Genomic DNA, 26,570 nt, shown 5'->3' on the forward strand with positions numbered 1-26,570 from the left:
CCCACCACGGGCCCATCTGGCGCCCGTTGCGCGCCCTGCTCCCGCCATGAACCGACTCAAACTTCTGATTCCCGAATGGGCCACCGAATGGGTGGACATCATCGTGCCTGCGATACAGATCACCTTGATCCTGCTGCTGGCCATCACACTCAACTACGTCACCCGCAAGCTCATCACCCGCGTGGCCCAGCACTACCACTGGCCGCTGGAGCTGGCCGTGCCCGTCAAGGGCTTGGTGCGCTGGCTCATCATTGGCGGCACCTGCCTGTTGATTCTGGAGCGCCTGGGGGTCAGCGCCACGGTGCTGTGGACGGCGTTCTCCGGCTTTGCCGCGGTCGGCGCCGTGGCCTTCTTCGCTGCCTGGAGCGTGCTGTCCAACTTCTTCTGCGCGGTGCTGATCTTCACCGTGCGGCCCTACCGGCTGGGCGACTACATCGAGGTGCTGGACGGTCTGGACAAGCCCGGTGCCAAGGGCCGGGTGGTCGATATCAACATGCTCTACACGACACTCGAAGACTTTGTGGCGGACCGCAGCCAAAGCGTGGTTCTGCAAATCCCCAACACCCACATCTTCCAGAAGGTGGTGCGCCGCTGGACCGATGATCCCCCGCCCCAGCAGCCGCCAGAGGCCAGCCCGGCTGCGCCAGCCGATACGCCCGCCGTGCCGTGACACCGCGCATTCCAGGCGGCTGTCAGCGCCAGCCTACCGGTACTTGCCTCTTCGGCCCACGGCGCTGATTCGCCCCCCTGCTTAAGATCAACCATCACATGACAACAGGAGGTGTTCGATGCTTAAGTGGGCCATTATTTTTGCGGTGATCTCGTTGCTGGCCGGTGTGTTCGGCTTTACCGGTGTAGCCTCTGGCGCAGCCGGAATCGCGAAGATCCTTTTCTTCATCTTCATCGCCATCACGGTGATCTTCCTGGTGATCGCCCTGCTGGGTGTCGGCGCCGTCGCCTGACCTCCGCCTTTACCAGCCATCGCTGACGAATGCCTGCCCCGTGCAGGCATTTTTTTGGTCCGCCGCAGCCGGGTCGCCTTGCGGCGGCCCAGGGCACGGGCTAGCGCCTGCCCGTCCCGGGCCGCACCGCATGCTGCTCCGCATCGAGCTGCCAGCGCCCGCTGTGGAAGGCCTGCACGCTGTCCCGGTGGGCGACGGACACCAGCGATCCGCCGCGCGCACGCACCAGCGCTACCAGCGCCGCATAGACCTCGGCCTCGGTCGCCTGGTCCAGCGCGCTGGTGGCCTCGTCGGCAAACACCCAGGCCGGGCGTTGGAGCAGCACCCGCGCAATCGCCAGGCGCTGCTGCTCCCCGCCCGAGAGCATGGCGTTCCAGGCGGCAGTCTCATCCAGCCGCTCCACCAACGGTGCCAGCTGCGCGGCGCGCAAGGCTGCCTGCAGCTGGGCATCGTCATAGTCCGCAGCGGGCTGCGGGTAGGCCAGGGCCTGGCGCAGGCTGCCATCGGGGAAATAAGGGCGCTGCGCAATGAACATGCTGTCCATCGGCCGCTGCACCCGTCCATGCGCAAACGGCCAGATGCCGGCCAGGCTGCGCAGCAACGTGGATTTGCCGCTGCCCGAGCGTCCGCTGATCAGCACGTCCTCGCCGGCCGCCAGCTGCAATGCCGCATTGTCGATCACGACCCGGCCATCGGGCAGCGCCACCTGCAGCCCCTGGGTTTGCAGATGGTCAGCGGCCTCCAGCGTCGGGCCCTGGGCTTGGGCCTGGGCGCGCAGACCGGCGTCAAAGCTCGCCAGCCGCCGCGTGGTGGCCCGCCAGGCCGCTATATCGCTGTAGTTGTTGACGATCCAGCTGAGCGAATCCTGCACCTGGTTGAATGCCGAGGCAATCTGCATCAGCTGGCCCAGCTGGATGGCACCGCTGAAAAAGCGCGGCGCGGCAATGATGAAGGGAAACACCACGGCGGCCTGGCCAAAGAAATTGGTGAACCAGGCGAGCTTCTTTTGCTGGCGGATCAGCAGCAGGTAGTTGCCCAGCACATCGCCAAAGCGCAGGCGCAGCTGCTCGCCCTCTACCCGCTCGCCGCCATCCATCGCAATGGCTTCGGCATGCTCACGCACCCGGACCATGTGGTGGCGGTAGTTGGCCTCCAGGCGCTGTTGCTGGATATTCAGACCCACCTGCGGCTTGCCCAGCCACAGCGATACCGCACTGCCGACCAGGCAGTACACGACGGCCATCCAGACCATAAAGCCGGGAATATGCAGGCTGCCGCCGCCCAGCATGGCAGGCAGATCCAGGTCCATCGCCGCGCTCAGCCCCCAGAGGATGCCGACAAAGCTGACAAAGGTGACCAGGGCGTTGAGCAGCCCCATGCTGAGCGCCACCGTGTAGCTGCTGAACAGGTTGATGTCTTCCTGGATGCGCTGGTCGGGGTTGTCCGGCATCTGCTGGCTGCCGCTGTAGCGGCCCAGCTCCATGTGGTAGAAGGCCTTGTGGGCCAGCCAGCGGCCTTGCAGGTGCTCGGTCAGCCAGCGGCGCCAGTGCCACTGCAGCAGCTGGGTGAGGTAGAACTTGTAGACCGCAATGACGATGTAGACCAGCGCCAGCCACAGAAAGCGCCAGAGCTGGTGCCAGAACACATCGGCCTGCTTGTTCTGCAGCGCATCGTAGAACACCCGGTTCCAGCTGTTGATCTGCACCAGCATGAACACGGCCGCCAGGTTGAGCGCGACGATGGCTGCCAGCAGGCCCCAGGCGCGGACCTTGTCCTCGGAAACAAAATACGGCCGGGTCAGCGCCAGGGCCTCGCGGCCGGCCAGCGCCACACGGCGCAAAGGGTGGTGAAGGGGCATCGCTCTCTGCCAGCTAGGGGGACGAGAGCAATCTAGAGGACGGGGCTGAGGCGAGGCTTAAACCGCCGCCTCAGTCAACAAGCGGTTCAGCCCAGCAGGTTCAGCCCAGCAGGTCCAGCGCGTCCTGGTAGGCCGGCTGGCGCATCAGCTCATCCCAGGGCTGGGGCACCGTCCCGGGCAACAGCGCCAGGCGGCGCGATTCCGAATCTTCGTCCGGCTGCCAGCGGCCGCTGCGCAGCGCATCGTCCATGCCGTCGAGCAACTCGTCCACATGGGCGCCCAGGCCCAGGCTCTGGTTGCACAGCAGCACCATGTCGCAGCCGGCAGACAACGCGGCCAGCGCGGCCTCGGTATAGCTGATCACGCTGCCATTGATGCGGCGCGCGCCTTCCATGCTCAGGTCATCGCTGAAGATCGCGCCGTCATAGCGCAGGCGCGTGCGCAGTACGTCCTTGAGCCATTTCTCGCTGAAGCCGGCCGGGCGCTTGTCCACCTTGGGGTAGATGACATGGGCGGGCATCACCGCCGTCAGCACGCTGCTCAGCCAGGGGTAAGGCGCGGCATCCTCGGCGAGGATGGCGCTCAAGCTGCGCCCATCGACGGGGATGGCAACATGCGAATCCGCCTTGACAAAGCCATGGCCGGGGAAATGCTTGCCGCAGTTGCCCATGCCGGCCTGCAGCAGGCCATGCATCAGGCTCTTGGCCAGCATCGCCACCACGCGCGGGTCGCGGTGAAAGCTGCGGTCACCGATGACCGAGCTTTCGCCGTAGTCCAGATCCAGCACCGGCGTGAAGCTGAAATCCACCGCGCAGGCCCGCAGCTCGGCGCCCAGCACATAGCCGGCAGCGGTGGCGGCATTCATCGCCCGCATCGCACCACTGCCCTCACGTTGGCGGCTGCCCTGGCCGTCGTCCATCCACATCTGGCCGAAATGCCGCATCGATGGCAGGTGTGTGAAGCCATCGGTGCGAAAACGCTGCACGCGCCCGCCCTCGTGGTCCACACAGATCAGCAGGTCGGGCTTGATGGCCTTGATCTGCGCGCACAGCTGCACCAGCGCCGAGCGGCTCTCCCAGTTGCGGGCAAACAGGATGATGCCGCCCACCAGCGGGTGTGCGAGACGGGCGCGGTCGGCATCGGTCAGGGCCGTGCCGGCGATATCAATGATCAGAGGAGCGTGCATGGATGGATGCGAAAGAGTCAGAAACGGGCCCTGGCAGGGCCCGGAGGATCGGAAATCAGAGCTTCTCGACCACGCAAAAGCTGGCGGCGTAGTCGACCTCGTCGGTCACGGTGATATGCGCTGTCAGGCCTTGCGCCTCGAACCAGGTGGCCAGCTCGCCATGCAGCCGGATGCCGGGCTTGCCGCTGGGCAGGTTGATGACCTCGCAGTGGCGCCAGGTCATCGGCATGCGCATGCCCAGGCCCACGGCCTTGCTGAAGGCCTCCTTGGCCGAAAAGCGCGTCGCCATGTAGCGCACGCCCCGGTCGGGCCAGCGCTCGCTGCGGCGGCGCCAGACAGCCAGCTCCCCCTCGGCCAGCACCTTGTGGGCAAAGCGCTCGCCCTGGCGCTCCAGGGTCGCACGGATGCGGCGGATATCACAGATGTCGGTGCCAATACCGTAAATCATGCTGTCACAGACCTGGGCGGGCGGTTACAGCAGCACGCCATCGGCGCGGGCGTCGAGCGAGCGGCGGTAGGCACGCACGGCCTCGGCGTAACCCATCTCCAGCGCATCGGTCACAAAGGCGTGGCCGATCGACACTTCCAGCACCTGGGGCACATGGGTCACAAAGGGGGTCAGGTTGCGCAGGCTCAGGTCATGGCCGGCATTGACGCCCAGGCCCACCGCCTGCGCGGCCTTGGCGGCTGCCACGTAGCGCGCCAGCTGCGTGCTTTGCTCGGGCGTGCCGAAGGCGGCCGCATAGGGCTCGGTGTACAGCTCGACCCGGTCGGCGCCCACAGCCTTGGCAGCGGCCATCTGCTCCGGGATCGGGTCCATGAACAGGCTCACGCGCACACCCAAGGCCTTGCACTCGTCAATCAGCGGCTTGAGGCGCTCGGCATCCTGCGGAAAGCTCCAGCCATGGTCGCTGGTGAACTGGTCCTCGCCATCGGGCACAAAGGTGGCCTGGTGCGGACGGTACTTGCGCACATAGTCCATCAGATTCTGGAAGGGATTGCCTTCGATGTTGTACTCGCGCTTGACCGGCCAGGTGGCGATCACGCCTGCGAGCTTTTCCACATCGCCGGGGCGGATGTGGCGCTCGTCCGGCCGGGGGTGCACGGTGATCCCCTGCGCGCCCGCTTCCAGGCACAGCCGTGCCGCACGCGTCACGCTGGGAATCTCCAGGTGGCGGGTGTTACGTACCAGTGCCACCTTGTTGAGGTTGATAGACAGGGCAGTTTTCACGGGGGTAGTCATAGCGATTGGATATCCATCATCAACTGGCGCGTACGCAATACCGGCTGACCACAGTGGTGTTGCAGCAGCGTACGCAACTGAACTTTTAACTCGCCGGCACACAACACGCAAGCCCTCAGAACAGCCGGATAGGGATTTGCCGCCGACAGCGCTTCCTCCAGCGCCTCCCATTGTGCACCGGTCAGGCCCGCCCTGTCCTGCCCATGGGCCTCGCGCAGGCCGGCATCGGGCACCAGCACATAGCGCGTGGCGGGTTGGAGCGGCTGCAGCGACAGCGTCTGCGCGGCCAGCGAGGGCAGCAGCCCCAGCTCGCGCAGCAGCAGCAGCTCGAAGGCGCGCAGCACGGGTTCGAGCACATCGCCATGGTCGGTGGCCAGCACGCGCACCACACCGGCATAGATGTCGAACAGGTTGGCAAAGGGGTCCTCGCGCGCCAGCAGCCGCATCAGCAGTTCATTGAGGTAGAGTCCCGACAGCAGGCCACCGCCCACCGGCATCGTGTGGCCGCCCACCCATTCAGCGCTTTTGAGCGTGTGGATGTCCGAGCCGCCCTCGCCCGCGATGCCCCAGGACAGGCGCAGCGGCTGCAAGGCCAGCAGCACCGGACGAAAGTTGGAAGTGGGTTTCTTGACGCCCTTGGCAACCAGCGCCACGCGCCCCCGGTGGCGGGTAAAGCACTCCAGCACCAGGCTGGATTCACTCCAGTCATACCGGTGCAGGATATAGGCCGGTTCCTCGTTGACGCGCTTGACAGCCATGGCTCAGGGGGTTGCATTGCGTGGCCCGCGCGGGGCCACAGAAGAGGTCGGTATCACGCACGGGGCGCGCAACCGGTGCATAGCAGACGGTGCGCCAGGGTTGCGCTTATTCGTAGCCGAAGGACTTGACCCGGGCCTCGTCATCGGCCCAGCCGGACTTGACCTTGACCCAGACCTCCAGGAACACCTTGGCGTCCAGCAGCTTTTCCAGCTCCTGGCGCGCTTCGGTGCTAATGCGCTTGAGCTTTTCACCCTTCTCGCCAATCACCATCGCCTTGTGGCCATCGCGCTCGACGACGATGGTCGCGGCAATGCGCATGAAGCGGCCATGCGTCTTGCTGGGCTCTTCGTCGAACTTGTCGATGACAACGGTCGAGGTGTAGGGCAGCTCATCGCCGGTAAAGCGGAAGAGCTTTTCGCGCACCGTCTCGGACGCCAGGAACTTCTCGCTGCGGTCGGTCAGCTCTTCGGGACCGTAGAACCAGGCCTGCTCGGGCAGGTATTTTTCGCAGATGCCGAACAGGCGCTCGATATCGCCCTTGTTCTTGGCCGACATCGGCACGAACTCGGCAAAGGGGTGGCGCTCCTGCATGTCACGCAGCCAGGGCGCAATCTCGTGGCGGCGGTGCACGGTGTCGAGCTTGTTGGCGATCAGCAAGGTCGGAATGCCGGGCTTGAACAGCGACAGCACCTTGGCATCGGCCAGCGTAAAGCTGCCCGCTTCCACCACAAACAGGATCAGGTCCACATCACCGATGGCGCCCATCACCGTCTTGTTGAGCGACTTGTTCAACGCGCGCGAATGGCGGGTCTGGAAGCCGGGCGTATCGACGAACACGAACTGGGTGTTGTCCTGCGTGCGGATACCGGTGATGCGGTGGCGTGTGGTCTGCGCCTTGCGCGAGGTGATCGAGATCTTCTGGCCGACCAGCGCATTCATCAACGTGGACTTGCCCACATTGGGCTTGCCAACGATGGCGATCAGGCCGCAGCGCTGCGGGCCGGTTGGCGCGGCAGGCGCCTCGGCCCGGCAGGCATCGGGGGCGCTGACGCGCGCCACGGTCGCACCGGGCTTGGCGGCGGCCAGCATCGCGTCCAGGTCGGAGAGGGTCTGGCCCGAAGGCAACAGCTCTGCAGGGGCTTGGCCAGCAGCGCTTGAAGAAGGAGATTTTTTCGAGGTCATAAAAGCTTAGCGATGCTGGGTCTGCAGTTGTTGCAACATGATGGCGGCTGCCGCCTGCTCGGCCGCGCGGCGCGATGCGCCAGCGCCTTCGCTGCGGGCCTGGAAGGCCGGCACCACACAGTCGACATGGAAAGTCTGCGCATGCGCAGCACCGGTGGTGCCGGTCACCACATACTCCGGCACCGATTTCTTGCGTGCCTGCAGCCACTCCTGCAGCGCCGTCTTGGCATCCTTGGACGCGGCGGGCATGTGCTGCGAGATCTCGACACGCTCATAGAGATGATGCACGATCGCCTCGGCCTGCGTATAGCCGGCATCCAAGTAAACCGCTCCAATAATCGCCTCGACCGCATCGGCCAGGATCGAAGGACGCTCGCGTCCGCCCGATTTGGACTCGCCCTCCCCCAGACGCAGCACCTTGGCCAGCTGCAGGCGCAGCGCAATCTGGTGCAAGGTGTCCTGCTTGACCAGGTTGGCACGCATGCGCGAGAGCTCGCCTTCCGGGGTGCCCTTGAGCTTCTGGAACAGCATCGTCGATACCGCCAGGCCCAGCACCGAGTCACCCAGAAACTCCAGGCGCTCATTGTGATCCGCACAAAAACTACGGTGCGTTACCGCTCGCTGCAGCAACGCACCGTTCGCAAAGGAATACTGCAGGCGTTCCTGCAATCGGCTGAGTTCTGATTCCACCTACTTCACACTATCGTTAAAACGGAAGACCAGATAGGCCGGCCCGTACAGCGGGATATCGCGCTCGTAGCTGTACGACACCACAATCTTGCCGTCCGTGTCCTTGGTCACTTCCAGATCATTGGCATTGACCGAGGTCATGTCATCAATGGCCTGCGAGCGCTCATAGATGGCGCGCACTTCCTGCACCGTAGTGCCCTGGCGCGCGGCCTTGACCGCGGCCTTCTTGATGTTCATGTTCTCGATCACGATCGGGACGGCCTTGCTGCCCACAATGGCCAAGGCCACGATGATGAAACCCCAGAGCACCACACCGATGAACGACATGCCGCGCTGGCGGTGCCTTGGTGCTTGTTTCATAGTCTGCATAGCCAATCCCTCTTAGAAAACTTTTTTAGTTAAACGGTCCGATACGCTTGATGTTACCGAAATTCATCCAGACAAAGAAGGCCCGGCCCACAATGTTGGCATCCGGCACAAAGCCCCAGTAACGGGAATCCAGCGAGTTGTCGCGGTTGTCGCCCATCATGAAGTAATGGCCTTCAGGCACCTTGCAGGTCACGCCTTCGACGCTGTAGCGGCAGTTGTCCTTGTACTTGAAATCCGTCACGCCCTGGACAAAATTAGGCACATCCGGGTTGATGATGGCGCGGTGCGTCTTGTCACCCAGCTGCTCCTCGATCTGCTTGAAGTAGCGCATCGCATCCTGCTCGAAATAATCGGGCTGGTTGGTCGTCGGCACCACCTTGCCATTGATCGTCAGGCGCTTGTTGATGTAGGCCACCTCGTCACCGGGCACGCCCACCACACGCTTGATGTAGTCCATGCTGGGCTGCGGCGGGTAGCGGAACACCATCACATCACCGCGCTTGGGCGCCGTGCCCTCGGTGATCTTCTTGTTGATCACCGGCAGGCGCACGCCATAGGTGAACTTGTTGACCAGGATCAGGTCGCCCACCTGCAAGGTCGGGATCATCGAGCCCGACGGGATCTTGAACGGCTCGAACAGGAAGGAGCGCAGGATGAAGACCACGGCGATCACGGGGAACAGGCCTGCGGTCCAGTCCAGCCACCAGGGCTGCATCAGCAGGCGCGTCTTGCCCTCTTGCACGTCGATGCCATCGACCTTGTCGATCCCCTGGGCATCGAGCTGCCGGCGCCGCTCGGCCGCCGACACTTCCAGCTGCGCGGCGGCCGCCTGGCGCCGGGGGAAGAAGTAAAAGCGCTCCGCCAGCCAGTAGGCGCCGGTGATCACCGTGGCCAAAAACAGCAGCAGTGCAAAATTGCCTTCGATGGCGCCGCTGTACCAGGCGCCCATATAGGCCACAAAGGCGGCCAGAATCAGTGTTGTCAGGAGTTGCATAGCTTTGCTTTTGGCTTCTTCTCTTCTTAATCGTCCACTTGCAGAATCGCCAGGAACGCCTCTTGGGGCACTTCGACCGAGCCGATCTGTTTCATGCGCTTCTTGCCGGCCTTCTGCTTTTCCAGCAGCTTGCGCTTACGCGTGATGTCGCCACCATAGCACTTGGCCAGCACGTTCTTGCGCATCGCCTTGACGGTTTCGCGGGCGATGATGTTGGCACCAATGGCCGCCTGGATCGCCACGTCGAACATCTGGCGGCTGATGATTTCGCGCATCTTGGCCACCACCGCACGGCCCCGGTAGACCGACTGCGAACGGTGCACGATGATGGACAGCGCGTCCACCTTCTCGCCGTTGAGCAGAATGTCGACCTTGACCACGTCGGAGGCCCGGTATTCCTTGAACTCGTAGTCCATCGAGGCATAGCCGCGCGAGACCGATTTGAGCTTGTCAAAGAAGTCCAGCACGATTTCGCCCAGCGGCATTTCGTAGGTGAGCATCACCTGGCGGCCGTGGTAGGCCATGTCCATCTGTACGCCGCGCTTCTGGTTGGCCAGGGTCATCACCGGGCCTACATAGTCCTGGGGCATATAGAGGTGCACGGTCACAATCGGTTCCCGCACCTCTTCCAGACGGCCGGCATCGGGCATCTTCGAGGGGTTTTCCACATCGATGAGTTCGCCATCGGCTTTGAGCACCTGGTAGACCACGCTGGGCGCGGTGGTGATCAGGTCCTGGTCGAACTCGCGCTCCAGGCGCTCCTGCACGATTTCCATGTGCAGCAGGCCCAGGAAGCCGCAGCGGAAGCCAAAGCCCAGCGCCTGCGACACCTCGGGCTCGTAATGCAGTGCTGCATCGTTGAGCTGCAGTTTTTCCAGCGCGTCACGCAGCTGGTCGTATTCGGAGGCCTCGGTCGGGTACAGACCGGCGAACACCTGGGATTTGACTTCCTTGAAGCCCGGCAGCGGCGCGCTGGCGGGGCCCAGGTTGTTGGGCAGCTTCTTTTCCAACGTGATGGTGTCACCCACCTTGGCGGCCTTCAGCTCCTTGATGCCGGCAATGATGTAGCCCACCTCTCCGGCCTTGAGCACATCGCGCGGCTCATTGGCGGGCGTGAACACGCCCAGGCTGTTGGCCTCATAGGCCGCGCCGGTGGCCATCATCTTGAAGCGCTCGTTCTTCTTGAGCTGGCCATCGACCACGCGCACCAGCATCACGACGCCCACATAGGGGTCAAACCAGCTGTCCACGATCATCGCGCGCAGGGGCGCTTCGGGCTCGCCCTTGGGTGGCGGCACCTTGGCCACCACGGCTTCCAGAATGTCTTCAATGCCCATGCCGGTCTTGGCCGAGCAGGGAATCGCGTCGCTGGCATCAATGCCGATCACATCTTCGATCTCGGCCTTGGCATTGTCCGGGTCTGCATTGGGCAGATCCATCTTGTTGAGCACCGCGAACACTTCCACGCCCAGGTCCAGCGCGGTGTAGCAATTGGCCACCGTCTGGGCTTCCACGCCTTGCGACGCATCGACCACCAGCAGCGCACCTTCGCAGGCCGACAGCGAACGCGAGACTTCATAGGAGAAGTCCACGTGGCCGGGGGTGTCGATCAGGTTCAGGTTGTAGACCTGGCCGTCCTTGGCCTTGTAGTGCAGGGCCGCCGTCTGCGCCTTGATGGTGATACCGCGCTCTTTCTCGATGTCCATCGAGTCCAGCACCTGTGCCTCCATGTCGCGCTCGGCCAGGCCTCCGCAATATTGGATCAGGCGGTCCGCCAAGGTCGACTTGCCATGGTCAATATGGGCAATGATGGAAAAATTACGAATGTGCTGCATTAACAAACAACGGAAAAAGGCCTGGAATCGGGCGCGCACGCCAAAGGGGGCTGGAGATTCCAGCCAAAACACGCATTGTAGGCAAAAAGCAATGCACCCCAGCGGGGATAGCCGATCCCGCCGGGGTGCCGTGCTGTGGGCCGTATCAGCCCTTCATCAATGCCACTGCATCTCGCCCTTGGCCACCTTGGCGCTCAGCGCCAAGCCTTCCAGACCGCCCAGGTGGGGAAAGCGCTGCTTCATCGCCGCTTCCAGCGCAGCGCCGTCCTTGGCCTTGGCCGTTTCTTCGTCAAAGGCGCGGATGTAATCGGCGGTAAAGTCCACGGCCGCCGTGCCCGCGGGCATCGTGCCGGCAAAGTGGCCGGGGATCACCACATCGGGGCCCAGCGCCTTGATGCGCGCCAGCGTCGCCAGCCAGTCGCTGTGCGACTGCGGCGTCTGGGTATCGGCCATCCAGACATGCTCACCGGCCATCACCGGGATGCCACCGGCCACCGTCTTGATCGACGGAATCCAGACCACCGTGCGGTCCGGCGTCGGGCCGTCCAGGCCAATCAGCTGCAAGGCCTGGCCATCCACCTGCAGGCTGTCGCCCTGCAGCGGCTGCGGCACCACCAGCTGCTTGGGCGCGTTCTCGCCCAGCTTCGGGCCCCAGACCTTGAGCTTCTCGTCCTTCGTGGCCTCGATATGGGCAATGGTCTGCGGGGTCGCCACAATCCTGGCTTCTGGGAACGCGGCTTGCAAGGTGTCCAGACCAAAGTAGAAGTCCGGGTCGCCATGGCTGATGTAGATGGTCGTCAGGCGCTTGCCGCTGGCCTTGATCTTGTCGGCCAGCTTGCGCGCCTGCTCGGCCGAGAACTGCGCATCGATCAACACCGCCTCGGTCTTGCCCTGCACCAGCACCGAGGAGACGGCAAAGATGGCTTGTTCGCCAGGATTGAAGACCTCGGTGGTCAGGGTCGCCTGTTGGGTATCGGCCGGCGCGGGGGCCGCAGGCGCGCTGGCGGCCGGCGCAGCGGGCGCCGGCTGGGTGCTGCTGCGCTCACAGCCCACCAACAGGGCAGCGGCCAGCGCACAGGCGGACAGGGTGTAGTAGCGTTGTTTCATAGTCTGGTTTGCTTTCAAAAAGGGATTCAACAAAGGTGGGCGCAGGCCAGGCTGCAACCCGGTGATTCAGGCTCTGGCAGCAGCGCCGTCTGCCATCGCTTGCGCCAGGGCTGCGTGGAACTGGGCCAGTTCCTGCGCCAGGCTTTCGCGCTGGCGAAAACGCTTGCCGGCGCGCTCGTACCAGTTCTCGGCGTCTTCCAGATCGCCTTCCTGCAAATGCACGATGCCGTGCAACCAGGCGGCCAGCAGGCCGGGAATGCGCTGCACGCCATCGTGGGCGGCATGCCAGTCACCCGCTTGCAACTGGGCCGCCAGCCCCTGCAACTGGCGCAGTTCGTCCGGCGTATGCATGGCCGTCATGGCTGCATCGCCTGGCGCATCGCAGCGCTGTCCACCACCTGCTCCATGCGGATGATCTGGCCACCGCGCAGCTGGTACAGGTGCGAAAAGCCCGCCTCCATCGCCCGGCCGCTGGCGCGGTGGGTGCCGGTGTAGCGGCCAAAGGCGGCCACCCGGTCGCCATCGGCCAGGTAGCTGTGCACGTAGACGCGGAAGTCTGCCCAGTCGCTGCCCAGCCGCGCAAACACACCCTCCACGATCTGCGCGGCACCCACATACTCGCCGGCATAGGGCGATCCGGCCGCCTCGATCCAGCGCACATCGGGCGCCAGCGCCGCCATCAAATGGCGGGCGTTGTCCTCGGGGCTGCCTTCATAGGTGGCACGAATGGTGTCCAGGTTGCGGGTGGTCATTGAGAGTCTCCGTACAGATTCAGGCAGCCAGGCACTGCGCCACAAAGGCCTGGGGGTTGGAGAAAGCGGCGCTGGCGTTCAGCAGCTGGCGCTGGCCATCGCGCTCCAGCACAAAGCTGGGCACACCTTGCGCACCCAGCGCACGCATCAGCTGCCGGGCCTGGGCCATTCGGGCGTTGTTGGCGTCCATCAGCGCGGCATCGGGTTGCGCCAGCCGGGCGGCAGCGTCGTTCAGGCCCAGGCCGCGCAGCAGATCAAGCAGCACGGGAATGGCCGTGTTGTCCAGCCCATCCACATAGCGCGCATGCTGGATGGCCTTGAGCGCCTCGGCCTCGCGCTCTGGTGCTGTCAGGTGCACGGCCGTCAGCGCCACCGTGGCCGGGCCGCTGTCAAACATCTGTTGCGGCTTCTCCAGCACCTCGCTGCGGTAGCGCTGGCTGAAAGGCTGGCCGGTCAGGCGCTCGATGCGCTGGTCATTGTTCCAGGCATAGGCGGCAAAGGCCTCGTCCATCGGGCGGGCGCCTTCGCCCGAGAAAAGTCCGCTGGGCAGCAATTGCAGCTGCTCGCCGCCTTGCTGCGCCAGGCTTTCCAGCACCGGTCCTGCGCCATAGCACCAGCCGCAAAGAGGATCAAAGAGGTAATAGAGGCGTTTCATATCCATTGCTTATCGAATGCGATGGCGCCATAGTAGTCAATTTGGATTGACAAATAAACCGCAATCAAATAGATAACTCGTATGCAAAAAGCAAACAATCTTGATGATGCGGCGATGGGCCACTTCTCCAACCTCAAGCGCCTGGCCTATTTCAGTGCCGTGGTGGAAACCGGCAGCTTCACCGCCGCCGCCGCGCGCCTGGGCATCACCAAGGCGGTGGTCAGCCAGCAGGTGGCGCGGCTGGAGGCCGACTTCCGCACCAGCCTGCTGACGCGCAGCACCCGCAAGGTGGTGCCCACCGATGCGGGCCAGGCCTTCTACCAGCGCTGCGCGCTGATCCTCAAGGAAGCAGCCGACGCCTTTGACGAGCTGGCCCAGGGGGCCGAGGCGCCCTCGGGCACCTTGCGGCTGACGGCACCGCTCGATTACGGCATCGCCGCCATCGTGCCGGCCATCACCGCCTTCTGCCGCCGCTACCCGCAGTGCAAGGTCGACGCCTCGCTCAGCGACCAGTCGCTGGACCTGATGGACGGGCAGGTGGAGCTGGCCATCCGCGTAGGCTGGCTGACCGAGCTGCACCTGCAGGCGCGCCAGATCGGCAGCTTTCGCCAGTTGCTGGTGGCTTCGCCTGCCTGGAAGCCACAGCTGGCCAGCATGGAGGAGCCGCAGCAACTGGCCGCCCTGCCCTTTGTGGCCAATACGGCGCTGCGCGATCCGCTGCACTGGAGCTTTTCGCGCACGGCTCTGGAGCGCCAGAACGTCAGCATGCCGTCGGTGCTGTCGCTCAACGCCACAATGGCCGTGCGCGAGGCGGTGCGCCACGGCGCAGGCCTGTCGGTGCTGCCCGACTATGCCGTCGCCGACGACCTGCACAGCGGCCGGCTGCTGCAGGTGCTGCCCGACTGGAAACTGCCCTCGGGTGGCATCCATGCCGTGTTTCCCGCCGCGCGCTTTCGCCCGGTGAAGGTGCGCGCCTTTGTCGAGCTGCTGCAAGAGCAGCTGGCGCAGCAAGACGCCAAAGCCGGAGGCCCTCCGGCAGCAGCCGGTTGACGCGCTTGTTAGGATGGGCCGACACCCTGGGCGGCATCCAGCCGCCGCGCAACCCCCTCTGACAGGAGATTCCCCCAAGGGCAGCAGAAGCAGCAGCAGTAGAACGTAGCGATATCGGGCAGTACCGAGGGGTGCGGCTGGAGCTGGTGACGGTGGATGCCACTGGCGCGCGGGTCGATCTGTCCTGCGCCTGCATGTTCACGCATGAAGTGGACCACCAGCCCATGGCAGGCGGCCTGGCCCACCTGGATGCCGCCCTGGGCGGCCAGTTGGCCCAGGCCCGGCGCGATGGCGCGTTCCGCGCCCAACCGTTGGAGACGCTGCTGATCACACCCCCAGCAGGCGCCGTGCAAGCCCCCGCCATTGTGGTGATCGGCATGGGCCACCCCGAGGATTGGAGCCCCGCGACCAGCGCCGCTGCGGTGGCCTGCGCATTGCGGGTCGGTCACCTGCGCGGTGCGCGCAGCGTGGCGATCGCGCCCAGCATTCTGGACACCGGCATCCACTCCGATGAGGACGTCAACGGCCCCATGCTGCATGGCTTCAAAACCCAGCTCGATGCCCAGCACCAGCTCCACAGCCTGGGGCTGGCAGCCGCGCCCGCCATCGAGCACTGGGTGTTCGACACCGGCGCGGCCCATTTCCCGCACAAGCTGCAGCAGTACCAGCAGGCTTTTGCATCCATGATGGGCTGAGGGTCGGGCAGCGGCGGCCCTTGACCGCCGCGCCATGCGGCCTACAATGGGCCGCTTTCTTACCTGTGCGAGGTCTTCTACCCATGCGCTATTGATGCTGCCGTCTTTCTGACGGCCCCACGTCCCGCCCCTTGATCGCAGCGGCTGCCCTATCTCTCACGATGGCCAAAGCTGCAGGCTCACCAGCCATGGCTCGGGGATGTTCGGCATCGATGAATCGCACGGGTGGTATGACAGACACGCATTTGACGCTGCATGGCGTCTCCTATTCGCTGCCGCAAGGCCGGCAGCTTTTCTCCGATCTCCACGCCCGCTTTGACCGCCAGCACACCGCGCTGGTCGGCCGCAATGGCGTGGGCAAAACGGTGCTGGCCCAGCTGCTGGCCGGCGCGCTGGAGCCCACCAGCGGCCGCATCAGCCGTGCAGGCCGCATCCATTACCTGGCGCAGGACCTGCTGGTGCAGCACCCCGCGCAAAGCATTGCCGAGCTGGCTGGCCTGGCACCTGCGCTGGCAGCGTTGCAGCGCATCGAGCAAGGCAGCAGCGACCCGCAGGACTTTGCGCTGCTGGCAGAGCGCTGGGATCTGCGCCAGCAGTTCCAGACCCTGCTGCAGGACAGCGGCTTGCCCGCGCTGCCCGCCGAGACCCCGGCCCACACCTTGAGCGGCGGCCAGGCGATGCGCGTGGCGCTGTTGGGCGCGCAACTGGCCCAGGCCGATTTTCTGATTCTGGACGAGCCCAGCAACCACCTGGATGCCGCTGGCCGCGCGGCACTGGCGCAGCGCCTGCAGCACTGGCCCGGCGGCCTGCTGCTGATCAGCCATGACCGGCGCCTGCTCGCCCAGATGGAGGTGATCGCCGAGCTGAGCAGCCAGGGGCTGCGCATGTACAGCGGCTCCTTTGGCGGCTACCAGCAGGCGCAGCAGCAGCGCGCGCAGCATGCGGCGGATGCACTGGCCCGCAGCAAGCTGGAGCGCAAGCGCAGCGAGCAGGCGCTACAGGGCCAGCAGGAGCGCCAGCAACGCAAACAGGCCAGAGGCCACCAACAGGGCAAGCAGGCCAACCAGGCCAAGATCCTGCTGGGCCGCGCCAAGCAGCGCGCCGAGGCCAGCTCGGGCAAGCTCGTAGCCCAGCATGCCGCTGCCCGCGAGGCCTTGAACGCCCGCGTCAGCGAAGCGGCCCAGGCGATCGACTGGCAGGCCGGCCCCATCCACTGGCAGCTGCCGCCCGAGGCCTTTGAGCAAGGCCGCAGCAGCGATGCCCTCGTCGCCGAGCTGCAGGACCTGCTGTCCCCCCGCCTGGCGGGCAGGCAGCCGCTGAACCTGCAGCTGCGTGCAGGCCAGCGCCTGGCCATCACCGGGCCCAACGGCTGCGGCAAAAGCAGCCTGCTGCAGATCCTCGCCGGCCAGCTGGCGCCAAATGCAGGCCAGCGCCAGCTGCATGTGCCCTGGGCCATGCTGGACCAGCAGCAAAGCCTGCTCGACCCCGCGCGCAGCCTGCTGGCCCAGCTGCAGCAAGGCAACCAGCAGACGCCGGAAGGCGTACTGCGCATGCGCCTGGCGCAGCTGGGGCTGGATGCGCGCTGCATTCTGCAGCCCAGCGGCCAGCTGAGCGGTGGCGAGCGGCTCAAAGCCGCCATGGCCTGCGCGCTGTACCGCGATGCGCCCGCGCAGCTGCTGCTGCTGGACGAGCCCGACAACCACCTGGACCTGCCGGCGCTGCAAGCGCTGGAGCACATGCTGCGCAGCTACCCTGGCTGCCTGGTCGTCGTCTCGCACGATGAGGCGCTGCTCGATGCGCTGGCCTTGACGCACCGGCTGGCATTCGACGGTGACCGCTGGGAGTTGGCGCCATGGAGAAGGGGTACGCAGTCCTAGCCTCCGCCTGGTGGCATCCGGAAGTTCTCGCTGATACGCCGCTCGGCACCTTGGCACAGGCCCAGCCAGCGTTGCCATTGCCGGGCCAGCCAGCTGCGCGGCAGCGGGGCCGCTGGCGGTGGCGGATGGGGTAAGGGTTCAGGCAGTGGTCGAGGGTTTTGCATGGCCACCGATGCTCGGCCTCGTCCAGACTTCTGTAAAGTTGAATTTCCTATGCATTCACTTCAGAAAAACTGATGCGCAACCTCAACCTCGACCAGGTGCAGACCCTGGTCGCCATTGCCGACCTGGGCACCTTTGCGGCGGCCGCGCAGGCGCTGCACCTGTCGCCACCGGCCATCAGCCTGCATATCAAGGAGCTGGAAACGCGCATGGACACGGCCTTGCTGGTGCGCGGCCGGCGCCAGGCGGTGCTCACGGCGGCGGGCGAGCTGCTGGTGGCCCATGGCCGCAAGCTGCTCGACGCCAGCGATGAGCTGATCGACCTGGTGCAGCGCCGTGCCAGCGGCCGCGAAGGACTGGTCAAGGTGGGCGTGTCGGCAGGGGTCAGCACCCGCTTGCTGCCGATGATGCTCGAACAGCTGAGCAGCCGCAGCCCGGGGGTGGAGGTCAAGCTCGAAGCGGTGGGTTCGGCCGATGCGATGCAGCGCCTGCGCACCGGCTCGCTGGATGTGGCCATTGTGGCCAGCCCCCAGCCCAGCAGCGCCGAGATCGTGCTGACACCCTGGCGCAATGACCCGATGGTGGTGCTGCTGCCCGCCGCCTGGAAGGCGCCCAAGCGGGTAACGCCGGACTGGCTGGCCGGCAAGCGCTGGGCCTCGTTTGCACCAGCCACGCAAATGCATGGGCTGATTGCCGGCTGGTTCGGGCAGGCCGGCCACCACCCCCGGCCCTTTCTGACCCTGAGCTACCCCGGCGCCCTCAAAAGCCTGGCCGCCGCCAGCCAGAGCGCGGTCATCCTGCCGCTCGAAGAGGTCGAAGACCAGCTGCAACTGCCCGGCGTGCAGGTGCGCCATCTCTGGCCCCGCCTGATGCGCCCGATGGCCGTGGCCCACCGCCGCGATGGCAGCCACAACCCGGCAGCCGCTGCGGTGCTGGCGGTGCTGGCCGCTTTTGCGCTGCCCGGCTGATGTCCTGTGTTTGACAGGGGCCAGGGCCCCGCGCCTGCCATCATGGATGGATACCAACAAGGAGACATGCATGGCAGACAAGATCGGTTTTATCGGCCTGGGCCGCATGGGCAAACCCATGGCTGCCAACCTCGTCAAGAAGGGTTTCGCACTGGTCGTCCATGACCTGAACCAGACGGCCGTCAAGGACCTGGTCGCGATGGGTGCACAAAGTGCCGAGGTGCCCGAACTGGCGCGCGACTGCAGCATCATCGTCACGATGCTGCCCTCGTCGGTGGAGGTGGAGCAAACGGCGCTGGGCGAGGGCGGCATCTTTGCACATGCCCAGCCCGGCAGCATCCTGATGGACATGAGCACCATCGATCCGCTGGCCACCGACCGGCTGGCGCAGCAGGCCGCTGCCAAGGGCCTGTCGATGGTGGATGCGCCGGTGGGCCGGCTGGCCGAACATGCCGACCGGGGCGAATCGCTCTTCATGGTCGGCGCCAGCGATGCCGACCTGGCCCGCGTGCAACCCCTGCTGAACGCGATGGGCACCACCACCCACCACTGCGGCCCGGTGGGCACGGGCGGGCGCACCAAGCTGGTCAACAACTACCTGGCCGTCACCCTGACCCAGGTGAATGCCGAGGCGCTGGCGCTGTCGCAGCGCTTTGGCCTGGACATCGGCAAGACCTTGCAGGTGCTGCTGGGCACCTCGGCCACCAATGGTCAGCTGCGCATGAACTTTGCCAACAAGGTGCTGCTGGGCGACACCACGCCGGGCTTCACGATCGACCTGGCCCACAAGGACATGTCGCTGGTCATCGCCGCCGCCCATGCGAGCAAGGTGCCGATGCCGGTGGCCGCTGCGGTGCATGAGTCGTACAGCCTCGCCCGCGCCAGCCAGCACGGCGGCCTCGATTTCTCCGGCATGGCCGATGTGCTCTGCGGCCTGGCAGGCATCGACAAGCCGCGCGTGCCCAAGGGCTGGACACCCGGTTGAGGGGCTGATCCCGGAGGCTGCGATGTCAGCCCTTGTCCTATGCCCGCCGCAGCGCAAAATGGGTACAAAGACTGCTGTTCCACCCTCTGCCGAGACCCGCCATGTCCACGCCTATCCCTGCCCCTATCGCCGCTCTCTGGCGCAATAACGACAAGATCGCCGCGATCAAGCGGCTGCGCGAAGCTACCGGCATGGGCCTGGCGGAGGCCAAGAGCGCATTGGAGACGCAGCTCGATGGTGACGATGGACGGGAGCTGCCCGGCGGTGCAGAGGCATTGCGCCCCGCAATTGAAGCGGCGCTGGCGCGGGGCGACAAGATCGTCGCCATCAAGCTGCTCAAGGATGCCACCGGCATCGGCTTGAAAGAAGCCAAGGACCGCATCGAATCCGGCGACCCCCAGCAGTGGTTGCCGCAGCCCAACGCCGCCACGAGCCCCGGCAGCACGCCGGCCGCACCCGCTGCTGCAGCGTGGATGGCACCGGACCATGAGCCGGGCCGGGTGCGCAGCTCGGGCGCCTGGACGGCGGTTTTCGCCGTGGTGCTGGTTCTGCTGCTGGCGGGCTGGTACTTCTGGCGCGCCTGATCGGCAGACCGCCGGGCTGCGCTGCGCGTCAGCGCGCGGCAGTCCGGCCGCCTAAGCGTCAGCGCTCAAAGTCTGCTGCACTGTGCCGCTCGGGCATCGGTGCATCGCCCCGGATGCGGTTGACCCGCTTGCCGCGTTGCACCGCAGGGCGCTGCGCGATCTCATCGGTCCAGCGGCGCACATGGGTATAGGTGCCCACATCCAGAAACTCGGCTGCACTGTAGACCTCGTTGTTCAGCAGCGCGCCATACCAGGGCCAGGCAGCCATGTCGGCAATGCTGTAGTCCTGTCCAGCGATAAAGCGGTGCTCGGCGAGCTGGCGGTCGAGCACATCGAGCTGGCGCTTGACTTCCATCGCATAGCGGTTGATCGGGTAGGCCATCTTCTCGGGCGCATAGGCATAGAAGTGGCCAAAGCCGCCGCCCAGAAATGCCGCGCTGCCCACCTGCCAGAACAGCCAGTTCAGCACCTCGGTGCGGGCCGCTGCCTCCTTGGGCAGGAACTGGCCAAACTTCTCGGCCAGGTGCAGCAGGATGGAGCCCGACTCGAACACCCGCACGGGCGTGCTGCCACTGCGGTCCAGCAGCGCGGGGATCTTGGAGTTCGGGTTGACCTCGACAAAGCCGCTGCCAAACTGGTCACCCTCGCCGATATTGATCAGCCAGGCGTCGTACTCGGCCTCGGCAATGCCCAGCTCCAGCAGCTCTTCGAGCATGATCGTCACCTTGATGCCATTGGGCGTTCCCAGCGAATACAGCTGCAAGGGGTGCTCACCCACCGGCAGTACCTTGTCGTGCGTGGCGCCCGCTTCGGGGCGGTTGATATGGGCGAAGGCGCCTCCATTGCCTTTGTCCCAGGTCCAGACCTTGGGCGGTTGGTACGGTTGATCCGACATGCTTTACCTCAGCTTTCTGTACATGGCTGGGGCCCATCGCTGCGGCCCGGCAGGGTGCTGGCGCGTGCTGGGGGCCACCTGCTGCCGATCATAGAGAGGAGCCCGGCGCACTGCAGCGGCGCCGTGAAAGACCACAACGCAGGTTGGCAGCAGCTTGATGCCATCTTGATGGCGGGCCGCACAGTCTAGACATGCGCTCAATGCCGGGCTTTCTACAGTGGGGGCCTCTCCACCCAGGGCTTGAAGCGCAAGCCACCCTCCATGAAACCTGTCGCCATCCTCCAGCATGAAACCTCGCAGGGCCCGGGCGTGCTGCTCGCGCACCTGCAGCAGCACGGCATCACCTATGCATTGATCACGCCCTGCGACAAGGGCATCGCGGCCATGCGGGCGCGCGACTACCGGGGCATCGTCGTGCTCGGCAGCAACCACTGTGCCAATGAGCAGTTGCGCTGGATCGAGCAGGAACGCTGCCTGCTGCAAAGCGCCCTGGCGGCGGAGGTGCCCGTGCTCGGCCACTGCTTTGGCGCGCAGATGCTGGCCCGCGCGATGGGGGCCCGCGTATGGCGCAACCCCTGCGCCAATATCGGCTGGAGCCGTGTCTGGATCACCCCCGACGCGCAGGCCTGCATGGATCTGCCCGCCGAGGCCACCCTCTTCAACTGGCACTACGACAGCTTTGAGATTCCGCACGGCGCTCGCCGTAGCATGTACGGCCGCCACTGCCTGAACAAGGGCTTTGTGCATGGGCCGCACTGGGCTTTCCAGGGCCATCTGGAGGTCACCGCCCAGAGCGTGCGCGACTGGTGCGACGAAGGCGCGCCCGAGCTGCGCAGCGCTGCAGGCCCTGCCGTGCAAAGCCAGGCGCAGATCCTGGCGCAATTGCCCTGGCATATCCGCCAGCTGCACCAGATCGCCGCGCGCACCTACAGCGCCTGGACGGCCCAGCTGCCGCGCCCACGCCTGTTCTACCTGCCCGTCTGGGGAGAGGCGCGCCTGGCGCTGGCATGAGCCGGCACCATCAAAAAAGCCGGTGCATCGCTGCACCGGCTTGGTAGAACGCAGGGTCTGAACGCTTAGACCTTCAGCACGGCCACGCCGCCCAGGTAGGGCTGCAGCGCTTCGGGCACGGTCACCGAGCCGTCGGCGTTCTGGTAGTTCTCCAGCACGGCCACCAAGGTGCGGCCCACGGCCAGGCCCGAGCCGTTCAAGGTGTGGACCAGCTCGTTTTTGCCTTGCGCGTTCTTGAAGCGGGCCTGCATGCGGCGGGCCTGGAAGGCTTCGCAGTTGCTCACCGAGCTGATTTCGCGGTAGGTGTTCTGCGCGGGCAGCCAGACTTCGAGGTCATAGGTCTTGGCAGCGCCAAAGCCCATGTCACCGGTCGACAGTGCCAGCACGCGGTACGGCAGGCCCAGGCGCTGCAGCACATCTTCGGCATGGCGCGTCATCTCTTCCAGCGCCTCGTAGCTCTTGTCGGGGTGCACCACCTGCACCATCTCGACCTTGTCGAACTGGTGCTGGCGGATCAGACCACGCGTGTCGCGGCCGGCCGAGCCCGCTTCCGAGCGGAAGCAGGGGCTGTGCGCAGTCAGCTTGATCGGCAGCTGGTCTTCGCTCAGCACTTCGTCGCGCACCAGGTTGGTCAGCGGCACTTCCGAGGTCGGGATCAGGTAGAGCGCTGCGGTATCGGGCACCGGCTCGGCATCCTGGCCGCCCTTGTTGGCGGCGAACAGGTCCTGCTCGAACTTGGGCAGCTGGCCCGTGCCCTTGAGCGAGTCGCTGTTGACGATGTAGGGCACATAGCACTCGGTGTAGCCATGCTGCTCGGTCTGCAGGTCGATCATGAACTGCGCCAGCGCGCGGTGCAGGCGGGCGATCGGGCCCTTCATCACCGTGAAGCGCGAGCCGGTCAGCTTGACACCGGCCTCAAAGTCCAGACCCAGTGGCGTGCCCACATCGACATGGTCCTTGATCTCGAAATCAAAGCTGCGGGGCGTGCCCCAGCGGCGCACTTCAACATTGGCCGATTCGTCCTCGCCCACCGGCACGCTCTCGTGCGGCAGGTTGGGCACGGCCACCAGCATCGCCTGCAGCTCGGCCTGCAGTTCATCCAGCCGCGTGGCCGACTGCTCCAGCTCGGTCTTCATCGCGGCCACATCGGCCTTGGCGGCTTCGGCAGCGTCCTTCTCGCCCTTGCCCATCAGCATGCCGATTTGCTTGGACAGCTGGTTGCGCTTGGCCTGCAGCTCTTCGGTGCGGGTCTGGATGGTCTTGCGCTCGGCTTCCAGCGCCTTGAAGGCCTCGACATTCAGAAACTGCTGGGGGCTCTTGCGGGTCTGCAAGCGGGCGATGACCGAGTCCAGGTCTTTGCGAAGCAACAAAATATCAAGCATGAATAACCTCTTGGGGTGGGGCAGCGCCGAGGCCTGCCCATGAAAGGGGGTGAGGTGGGCGCCGCCCACCGCGATCAAAGGGAAGTGGACGAGCCGCCAGGCCACCAGGCCTTGTTCAGCGACCCGTCTCCGGAGATCGTGCAGAAATCTCCAGCCCGCCGACATCGATTTTCAGGCCCTTGGGCAGCGGAAATTTCACCGTCTCCTCGATGCCATCCATCTTGCGCACTGATGTGGCACCCAGCACCTTGATGCGCTCGATCACCTGCTTGACCAGCACCTCGGGGGCCGAGGCGCCCGCGGTCAGGCCCACGCGGGCGATGCCGTCAAACCATTCGGGCTTGAGCTCGTCGGCGTTGTCCACCATATAGCCCGGCGTGCCCAGCTTGACGGCCAGCTCGCGCAGGCGGTTGCTGTTGGAGCTGGTGGGGCTGCCCACGACGATGACGAGATCCACCTGGCTGCTCATCACCTTGACGGCATCCTGGCGGTTCTGCGTCGCGTAGCAAATGTCCTGCTGCTTGGGCTCGCGGATCTGCGGAAAGCGCCGCTTGACGGCCGCAGTGATCTCGGCGGCATCGTCCACGCTCAGCGTGGTCTGCGTCACCACCGCCAGTTTGTCGGTCTGGCCGGGGTTGACATGGGCCACATCGCCCACTTCTTCGACCAGGTGGATACCTTCGGACAGCTGGCCCATCGTGCCCTCGACCTCGGGATGCCCCTTGTGGCCGATCATGATGAACTCATAACCCTCCTTGGCCAGCTTGGCCACTTCCACATGGACCTTGGTCACCAGCGGGCAGGTGGCATCGAAGATGCTGAAACCGCGGCGCTCGGCCTCCAGCTGCACGGCCTTGCTCACGCCATGGGCCGAGAAGATCAAGGTCGCGCCCGGGGGCACATCATCGAGCTCTTCGATGAAGATCGCACCCTTGGACTTGAGGTCGTTGACCACATAGGTGTTGTGCACGATCTCGTGGCGCACATAGATGGGCGCGCCAAACTTTTCGATCGCGCGCTCGACGATCTCGATCGCCCGGTCCACACCGGCGCAAAAGCCGCGCGGCTCAGCCAATACGATTTCCTGGGGCCGCAACATGCTCAGAGCACTCCGATCAGCTGGACTTCAAAGGTCACCGGCTGGCTGGCCAGCGGGTGGTTGAAGTCGAATTGCACGGCGCCATCGTCGCGCACCTGCATCGCCACACCGGCGTAGGTGCTGGCACTATCAGGCGTGGGGAACTGCACCACATCGCCCAGCGTGTACTGCTCCATCGGATCGCCCAGCTCATTGAGCAGGCGCCGTGCCACCCATTGCACCATCTCGGGGTTGCGCTCGCCAAAGGCCTCGCCAGCGGGCACGTGGAAAGTCGCATGCGTGCCCTCGGGCAGACCCAGCAGCAGGTTTTCGACCGCAGGCGAGAGCTCGCCCATGCCCAGCGACAGGGTCGCGGGCTTGCCTTCAAAGGTGTTGATCACATCGCCCGCCGGGCCAGCCAGGCGGTAGTGCAAGGTCAGAAACGATCCGGGTTGTACCACTGGCGCATCAACAGGCAGCGGCGTCACGGGGGCCATCGGAGTAGTCATGCAAATCCCTATAAACTGGGGTGTATTGTAGGTTGTAGGGTGAAACCCCTGCATGCAACCTATATCAAAAGATGCCCGGCAGAACCCGATCCAATGGGGAGTTTTGCCCGGACAAAAGGCCACCGGCCGACAGCGAACCGCCAGGAGTGCCCGTGAACACCCATCGTTGCTGCCTTGCCCCTGCCTGCGCATGGCATGCCCCACCCCTGCCCCGCCGGTCTGGCGCGCCCCCGGGGCCAGGCCAGCCCGATTGAAAGGACTGCATGCCCCTCAAAGACCTCCCCGCCGACTGCCAGCCGCGCGAGAAACTGCTCGCCAAAGGTGCCGGCACGCTCACCGATGCCGAGCTGCTGGCCATCCTGCTGCGCACCGGCATGGCCGGCAAAAGCGTGCTGCAATGGGCGGCCGAGCTGCTGGCGCCGCGCCAGCCCGATGCTCTTGGCAGTGTTGGCAGCTTTGGCGGCATCAATGGCCTGCTGCAGGCCAGCAGCGCCGAGCTCTCCCAGGTCAAGGGCCTGGGACCTGCCAAGCGCGCTGAACTGATCGCGGTGCTGGAGCTGGCCCGCCGCGCGATGGCCCAGCAGTTGCAACAACGCCGGCTGCTGGACAGTGCCGCCACCGTCAAAGCCTATGTGCAGCTGCACCTGGCCCACAAGCAGCATGAGGTGTTTGCCGTGCTGTTTCTCGACAGCCAGCACCAGCTGATTGCGCTGGAGGAATTGTTCCGGGGCACCTTGGGCCAGGCCTGCGTCTACCCCCGCGAAGTGGTCATACGGGCGCTGCACCACCACGCTGGCGCCGTCATATTGGCGCACAATCACCCCAGCGGCCAGGTCACGCCCAGCCAGGCGGACAGGCAACTGACGCAGAGCCTGCGGGCCGCCCTGTCCCTGGTCGATGTGCGTGTGCTGGACCATATCATTGTGGGCCCCGGGGCTGCACTGTCGATGGCCGAGGAAGGTGAGATGTGAGTAAACAGGACAAAGCCCGAGGCGCTTCATCGTTGCGCGAGCTCAAGCAGCTGCGCAAGGCGCTGACGGCCTTGCAGGCCGAGCAGGCGGCCCAGCGCCAGTTGCAGGAAGCCGCCCGCCAACAGGCGCTGCGCCAGACCGAACGCGACCGCCTGCTGTTCCGGCAGACCGTGGGCGCCGTGCGCCCGCTGCCCAGCAGTGGCCAGATCCACGCCGAGATGGCGCTGCCCGATCCGCTGCCGCTGCAGCATTGGGCTGATGAAAAACGCGTGCTGCTCGAAGCGATGAGCGACGAGTTCGACGCCAGCACCCTGCTCGATACCGATGACCAGTTGAGCTTCAGACGCAAAGGCATTGGCCGCGATGTGGTCCACAAGCTGCGTGCCGGGCACTGGACCATCCAGCGCCAGATCGATCTGCATGGTCTGCGCACCGACGAGGCGCGCCAGGCGCTGGGTACGTTTATCCGCCAGTCCCAACGCCAGGGGCTGCGCTGCGTGCGCGTGGTGCATGGCAAGGGCCTGGGCTCGCCCGGGCGCATGCCGGTGCTCAAAGGCCGGGTGCATAGCTGGCTGGTGCAGAAAAACGAGGTGCTGGCCTTTGTGCAGGCGCGCCCGGCCGAAGGCGGCGCCGGCGCACTGGTGGTCCTGCTGCGTGCCGCCACGATGACGGCCAGTGCCGTCAACGTGGCCGATGCGCTGCTGGAGATGCAGGCACTGGCCGGGCAGGCCGCCGCCGTGCCCGCCCCTGACCCGGTGGCCCAGCAGGTGGCATCCTGGGCGGCGCAGTACCGCAGCGCCAAGCCCAAGCG

The 26,570-nt window shown here is 65.4% G+C and carries 28 protein-coding genes and 1 pseudogene; 11 read left to right on the forward strand and 18 right to left on the reverse strand.

Annotated elements, in window-relative coordinates:
• Positions 1 to 46 precede the first annotated feature (46 nt).
• A complete protein-coding gene (locus tag ACCQ08_RS12590) occupies positions 47 to 670 on the forward strand; it encodes a mechanosensitive ion channel family protein (RefSeq protein WP_239809188.1) in 624 nt (207 codons plus the stop codon).
• 118 nt (positions 671 to 788) lie between these two features.
• A complete protein-coding gene (locus ACCQ08_RS12595; RefSeq protein ID WP_021026435.1) occupies positions 789 to 962 on the forward strand; it encodes a DUF1328 domain-containing protein in 174 nt (57 codons plus the stop codon).
• A 100-nt stretch (positions 963 to 1,062) separates the two neighbouring features.
• Here ACCQ08_RS12595 and ACCQ08_RS12600 read toward each other — a convergent pair whose 3' ends face one another.
• The 14 genes from ACCQ08_RS12600 to ACCQ08_RS12665 form a co-directional block, all read right to left on the reverse strand.
• Complete coding sequence (locus tag ACCQ08_RS12600) at positions 1,063 to 2,820, reverse strand: ABC transporter ATP-binding protein/permease (RefSeq protein WP_373449978.1); 1,758 nt, start codon at positions 2,818 to 2,820, stop codon at positions 1,063 to 1,065.
• A gap of 100 nt (positions 2,821 to 2,920) precedes the next feature.
• Positions 2,921 to 4,006, reverse strand: coding sequence for a beta-N-acetylhexosaminidase (nagZ, locus tag ACCQ08_RS12605; RefSeq protein ID WP_312413070.1), 1,086 nt, complete (start codon positions 4,004 to 4,006; stop codon positions 2,921 to 2,923).
• A 55-nt stretch (positions 4,007 to 4,061) separates the two neighbouring features.
• Complete coding sequence (gene acpS / locus ACCQ08_RS12610; RefSeq protein ID WP_230775142.1) at positions 4,062 to 4,454, reverse strand: holo-ACP synthase; 393 nt, start codon at positions 4,452 to 4,454, stop codon at positions 4,062 to 4,064.
• Between the two features lie 24 nt (positions 4,455 to 4,478).
• Positions 4,479 to 5,249 carry a pyridoxine 5'-phosphate synthase gene (locus tag ACCQ08_RS12615; RefSeq protein ID WP_239809192.1) on the reverse strand — a complete coding sequence of 257 codons (771 nt, stop codon included), beginning with the start codon at positions 5,247 to 5,249 and terminating at the stop codon, positions 4,479 to 4,481.
• Positions 5,246 to 6,007, reverse strand: coding sequence for a DNA repair protein RecO (recO, locus tag ACCQ08_RS12620; protein WP_230775147.1), 762 nt, complete (start codon positions 6,005 to 6,007; stop codon positions 5,246 to 5,248). The genes ACCQ08_RS12615 and recO overlap by 4 nt, the downstream gene beginning before the upstream one ends.
• A gap of 106 nt (positions 6,008 to 6,113) precedes the next feature.
• A complete protein-coding gene (era, locus tag ACCQ08_RS12625; protein WP_373450042.1) occupies positions 6,114 to 7,097 on the reverse strand; it encodes a GTPase Era in 984 nt (327 codons plus the stop codon).
• 99 nt (positions 7,098 to 7,196) lie between these two features.
• Entirely contained in the window at positions 7,197 to 7,880 is a 684-nt protein-coding gene (gene rnc, locus ACCQ08_RS12630; RefSeq protein WP_027010793.1) for a ribonuclease III, read from the reverse strand.
• A complete protein-coding gene (locus ACCQ08_RS12635; protein ID WP_373449979.1) occupies positions 7,881 to 8,249 on the reverse strand; it encodes a DUF4845 domain-containing protein in 369 nt (122 codons plus the stop codon). It abuts the gene before it with no gap.
• A 25-nt stretch (positions 8,250 to 8,274) separates the two neighbouring features.
• On the reverse strand, positions 8,275 to 9,243 hold the full coding sequence (gene lepB, locus ACCQ08_RS12640) for a signal peptidase I (RefSeq protein ID WP_239809194.1): 969 nt from the start codon (positions 9,241 to 9,243) through the stop codon (positions 8,275 to 8,277).
• Between the two features lie 26 nt (positions 9,244 to 9,269).
• Entirely contained in the window at positions 9,270 to 11,078 is a 1,809-nt protein-coding gene (lepA, locus tag ACCQ08_RS12645; protein ID WP_312833853.1) for a translation elongation factor 4, read from the reverse strand.
• 156 nt (positions 11,079 to 11,234) lie between these two features.
• Positions 11,235 to 12,185, reverse strand: coding sequence for an MBL fold metallo-hydrolase (locus ACCQ08_RS12650; protein WP_373449980.1), 951 nt, complete (start codon positions 12,183 to 12,185; stop codon positions 11,235 to 11,237).
• Between the two features lie 66 nt (positions 12,186 to 12,251).
• The gene (locus ACCQ08_RS12655; protein WP_373450043.1) at positions 12,252 to 12,536 is read right to left on the reverse strand and encodes a hypothetical protein; all 285 of its coding nucleotides are present in this window, start codon (positions 12,534 to 12,536) and stop codon (positions 12,252 to 12,254) included.
• 5 nt (positions 12,537 to 12,541) lie between these two features.
• Positions 12,542 to 12,937, reverse strand: coding sequence for a nuclear transport factor 2 family protein (locus ACCQ08_RS12660; RefSeq protein WP_312527682.1), 396 nt, complete (start codon positions 12,935 to 12,937; stop codon positions 12,542 to 12,544).
• 19 nt (positions 12,938 to 12,956) lie between these two features.
• A complete protein-coding gene (locus ACCQ08_RS12665; RefSeq protein WP_373449981.1) occupies positions 12,957 to 13,598 on the reverse strand; it encodes a DsbA family protein in 642 nt (213 codons plus the stop codon).
• 75 nt (positions 13,599 to 13,673) lie between these two features.
• Here ACCQ08_RS12665 and ACCQ08_RS12670 point away from each other — a divergent pair, with 75 nt between their 5' ends.
• The 6 genes from ACCQ08_RS12670 to ACCQ08_RS12695 all read left to right on the forward strand — a co-directional run bounded on the left by ACCQ08_RS12670 (position 13,674) and on the right by ACCQ08_RS12695 (position 19,913).
• A complete protein-coding gene (locus ACCQ08_RS12670) occupies positions 13,674 to 14,642 on the forward strand; it encodes a LysR family transcriptional regulator (RefSeq protein WP_373449982.1) in 969 nt (322 codons plus the stop codon).
• A 131-nt stretch (positions 14,643 to 14,773) separates the two neighbouring features.
• On the forward strand, positions 14,774 to 15,337 hold the full coding sequence (locus ACCQ08_RS12675) for a M17 family peptidase N-terminal domain-containing protein (RefSeq protein ID WP_373449983.1): 564 nt from the start codon (positions 14,774 to 14,776) through the stop codon (positions 15,335 to 15,337).
• 230 nt (positions 15,338 to 15,567) lie between these two features.
• Positions 15,568 to 17,214, forward strand: a complete 1,647-nt coding sequence (locus tag ACCQ08_RS12680) for an ABC-F family ATP-binding cassette domain-containing protein (RefSeq protein ID WP_373449984.1) — start codon at positions 15,568 to 15,570, stop codon at positions 17,212 to 17,214.
• A 236-nt stretch (positions 17,215 to 17,450) separates the two neighbouring features.
• Complete coding sequence (locus ACCQ08_RS12685; protein WP_312413036.1) at positions 17,451 to 18,344, forward strand: LysR family transcriptional regulator; 894 nt, start codon at positions 17,451 to 17,453, stop codon at positions 18,342 to 18,344.
• Positions 18,345 to 18,414: 70 nt separating this feature from the next.
• The gene (locus ACCQ08_RS12690) at positions 18,415 to 19,329 is read left to right on the forward strand and encodes an NAD(P)-dependent oxidoreductase (RefSeq protein WP_239809205.1); all 915 of its coding nucleotides are present in this window, start codon (positions 18,415 to 18,417) and stop codon (positions 19,327 to 19,329) included.
• Between the two features lie 101 nt (positions 19,330 to 19,430).
• Entirely contained in the window at positions 19,431 to 19,913 is a 483-nt protein-coding gene (locus ACCQ08_RS12695; RefSeq protein ID WP_369460790.1) for a hypothetical protein, read from the forward strand.
• Between the two features lie 58 nt (positions 19,914 to 19,971).
• On the opposite strand, the gene yghU is transcribed toward ACCQ08_RS12695, so the two are convergent.
• Positions 19,972 to 20,808 carry a glutathione-dependent disulfide-bond oxidoreductase gene (gene yghU, locus ACCQ08_RS12700; protein WP_373449985.1) on the reverse strand — a complete coding sequence of 279 codons (837 nt, stop codon included), beginning with the start codon at positions 20,806 to 20,808 and terminating at the stop codon, positions 19,972 to 19,974.
• A gap of 261 nt (positions 20,809 to 21,069) precedes the next feature.
• Here yghU and ACCQ08_RS12705 point away from each other — a divergent pair, with 261 nt between their 5' ends.
• Entirely contained in the window at positions 21,070 to 21,819 is a 750-nt protein-coding gene (locus ACCQ08_RS12705; protein ID WP_373449986.1) for a type 1 glutamine amidotransferase, read from the forward strand.
• 65 nt (positions 21,820 to 21,884) lie between these two features.
• Here the strand turns inward: ACCQ08_RS12705 and serS are convergent, their stop codons facing one another.
• From serS to ACCQ08_RS12720, 3 genes are all read right to left on the reverse strand, one after another.
• Entirely contained in the window at positions 21,885 to 23,201 is a 1,317-nt protein-coding gene (serS, locus tag ACCQ08_RS12710; RefSeq protein WP_312413021.1) for a serine--tRNA ligase, read from the reverse strand.
• A gap of 115 nt (positions 23,202 to 23,316) precedes the next feature.
• The gene (gene ispH / locus ACCQ08_RS12715; protein ID WP_239809210.1) at positions 23,317 to 24,300 is read right to left on the reverse strand and encodes a 4-hydroxy-3-methylbut-2-enyl diphosphate reductase; all 984 of its coding nucleotides are present in this window, start codon (positions 24,298 to 24,300) and stop codon (positions 23,317 to 23,319) included.
• Positions 24,301 to 24,302: 2 nt separating this feature from the next.
• The gene (locus ACCQ08_RS12720; RefSeq protein WP_373449987.1) at positions 24,303 to 24,788 is read right to left on the reverse strand and encodes a peptidylprolyl isomerase; all 486 of its coding nucleotides are present in this window, start codon (positions 24,786 to 24,788) and stop codon (positions 24,303 to 24,305) included.
• A 263-nt stretch (positions 24,789 to 25,051) separates the two neighbouring features.
• Here ACCQ08_RS12720 and radC point away from each other — a divergent pair, with 263 nt between their 5' ends.
• Entirely contained in the window at positions 25,052 to 25,759 is a 708-nt protein-coding gene (gene radC / locus ACCQ08_RS12725) for a DNA repair protein RadC (RefSeq protein ID WP_312453065.1), read from the forward strand.
• Positions 25,756 to 26,415 (forward strand): annotated as a pseudogene (locus ACCQ08_RS12730) (Smr/MutS family protein); the annotation flags it as partial. The gene radC and the pseudogene ACCQ08_RS12730, both read left to right, overlap by 4 nt.
• Positions 26,416 to 26,570: the final 155 nt, after the last annotated feature.

It is taken from the genome of Comamonas sp. SY3, assembly GCF_041730275.1.
Classification (GTDB): domain Bacteria; phylum Pseudomonadota; class Gammaproteobacteria; order Burkholderiales; family Burkholderiaceae_C; genus Comamonas; species Comamonas sediminis.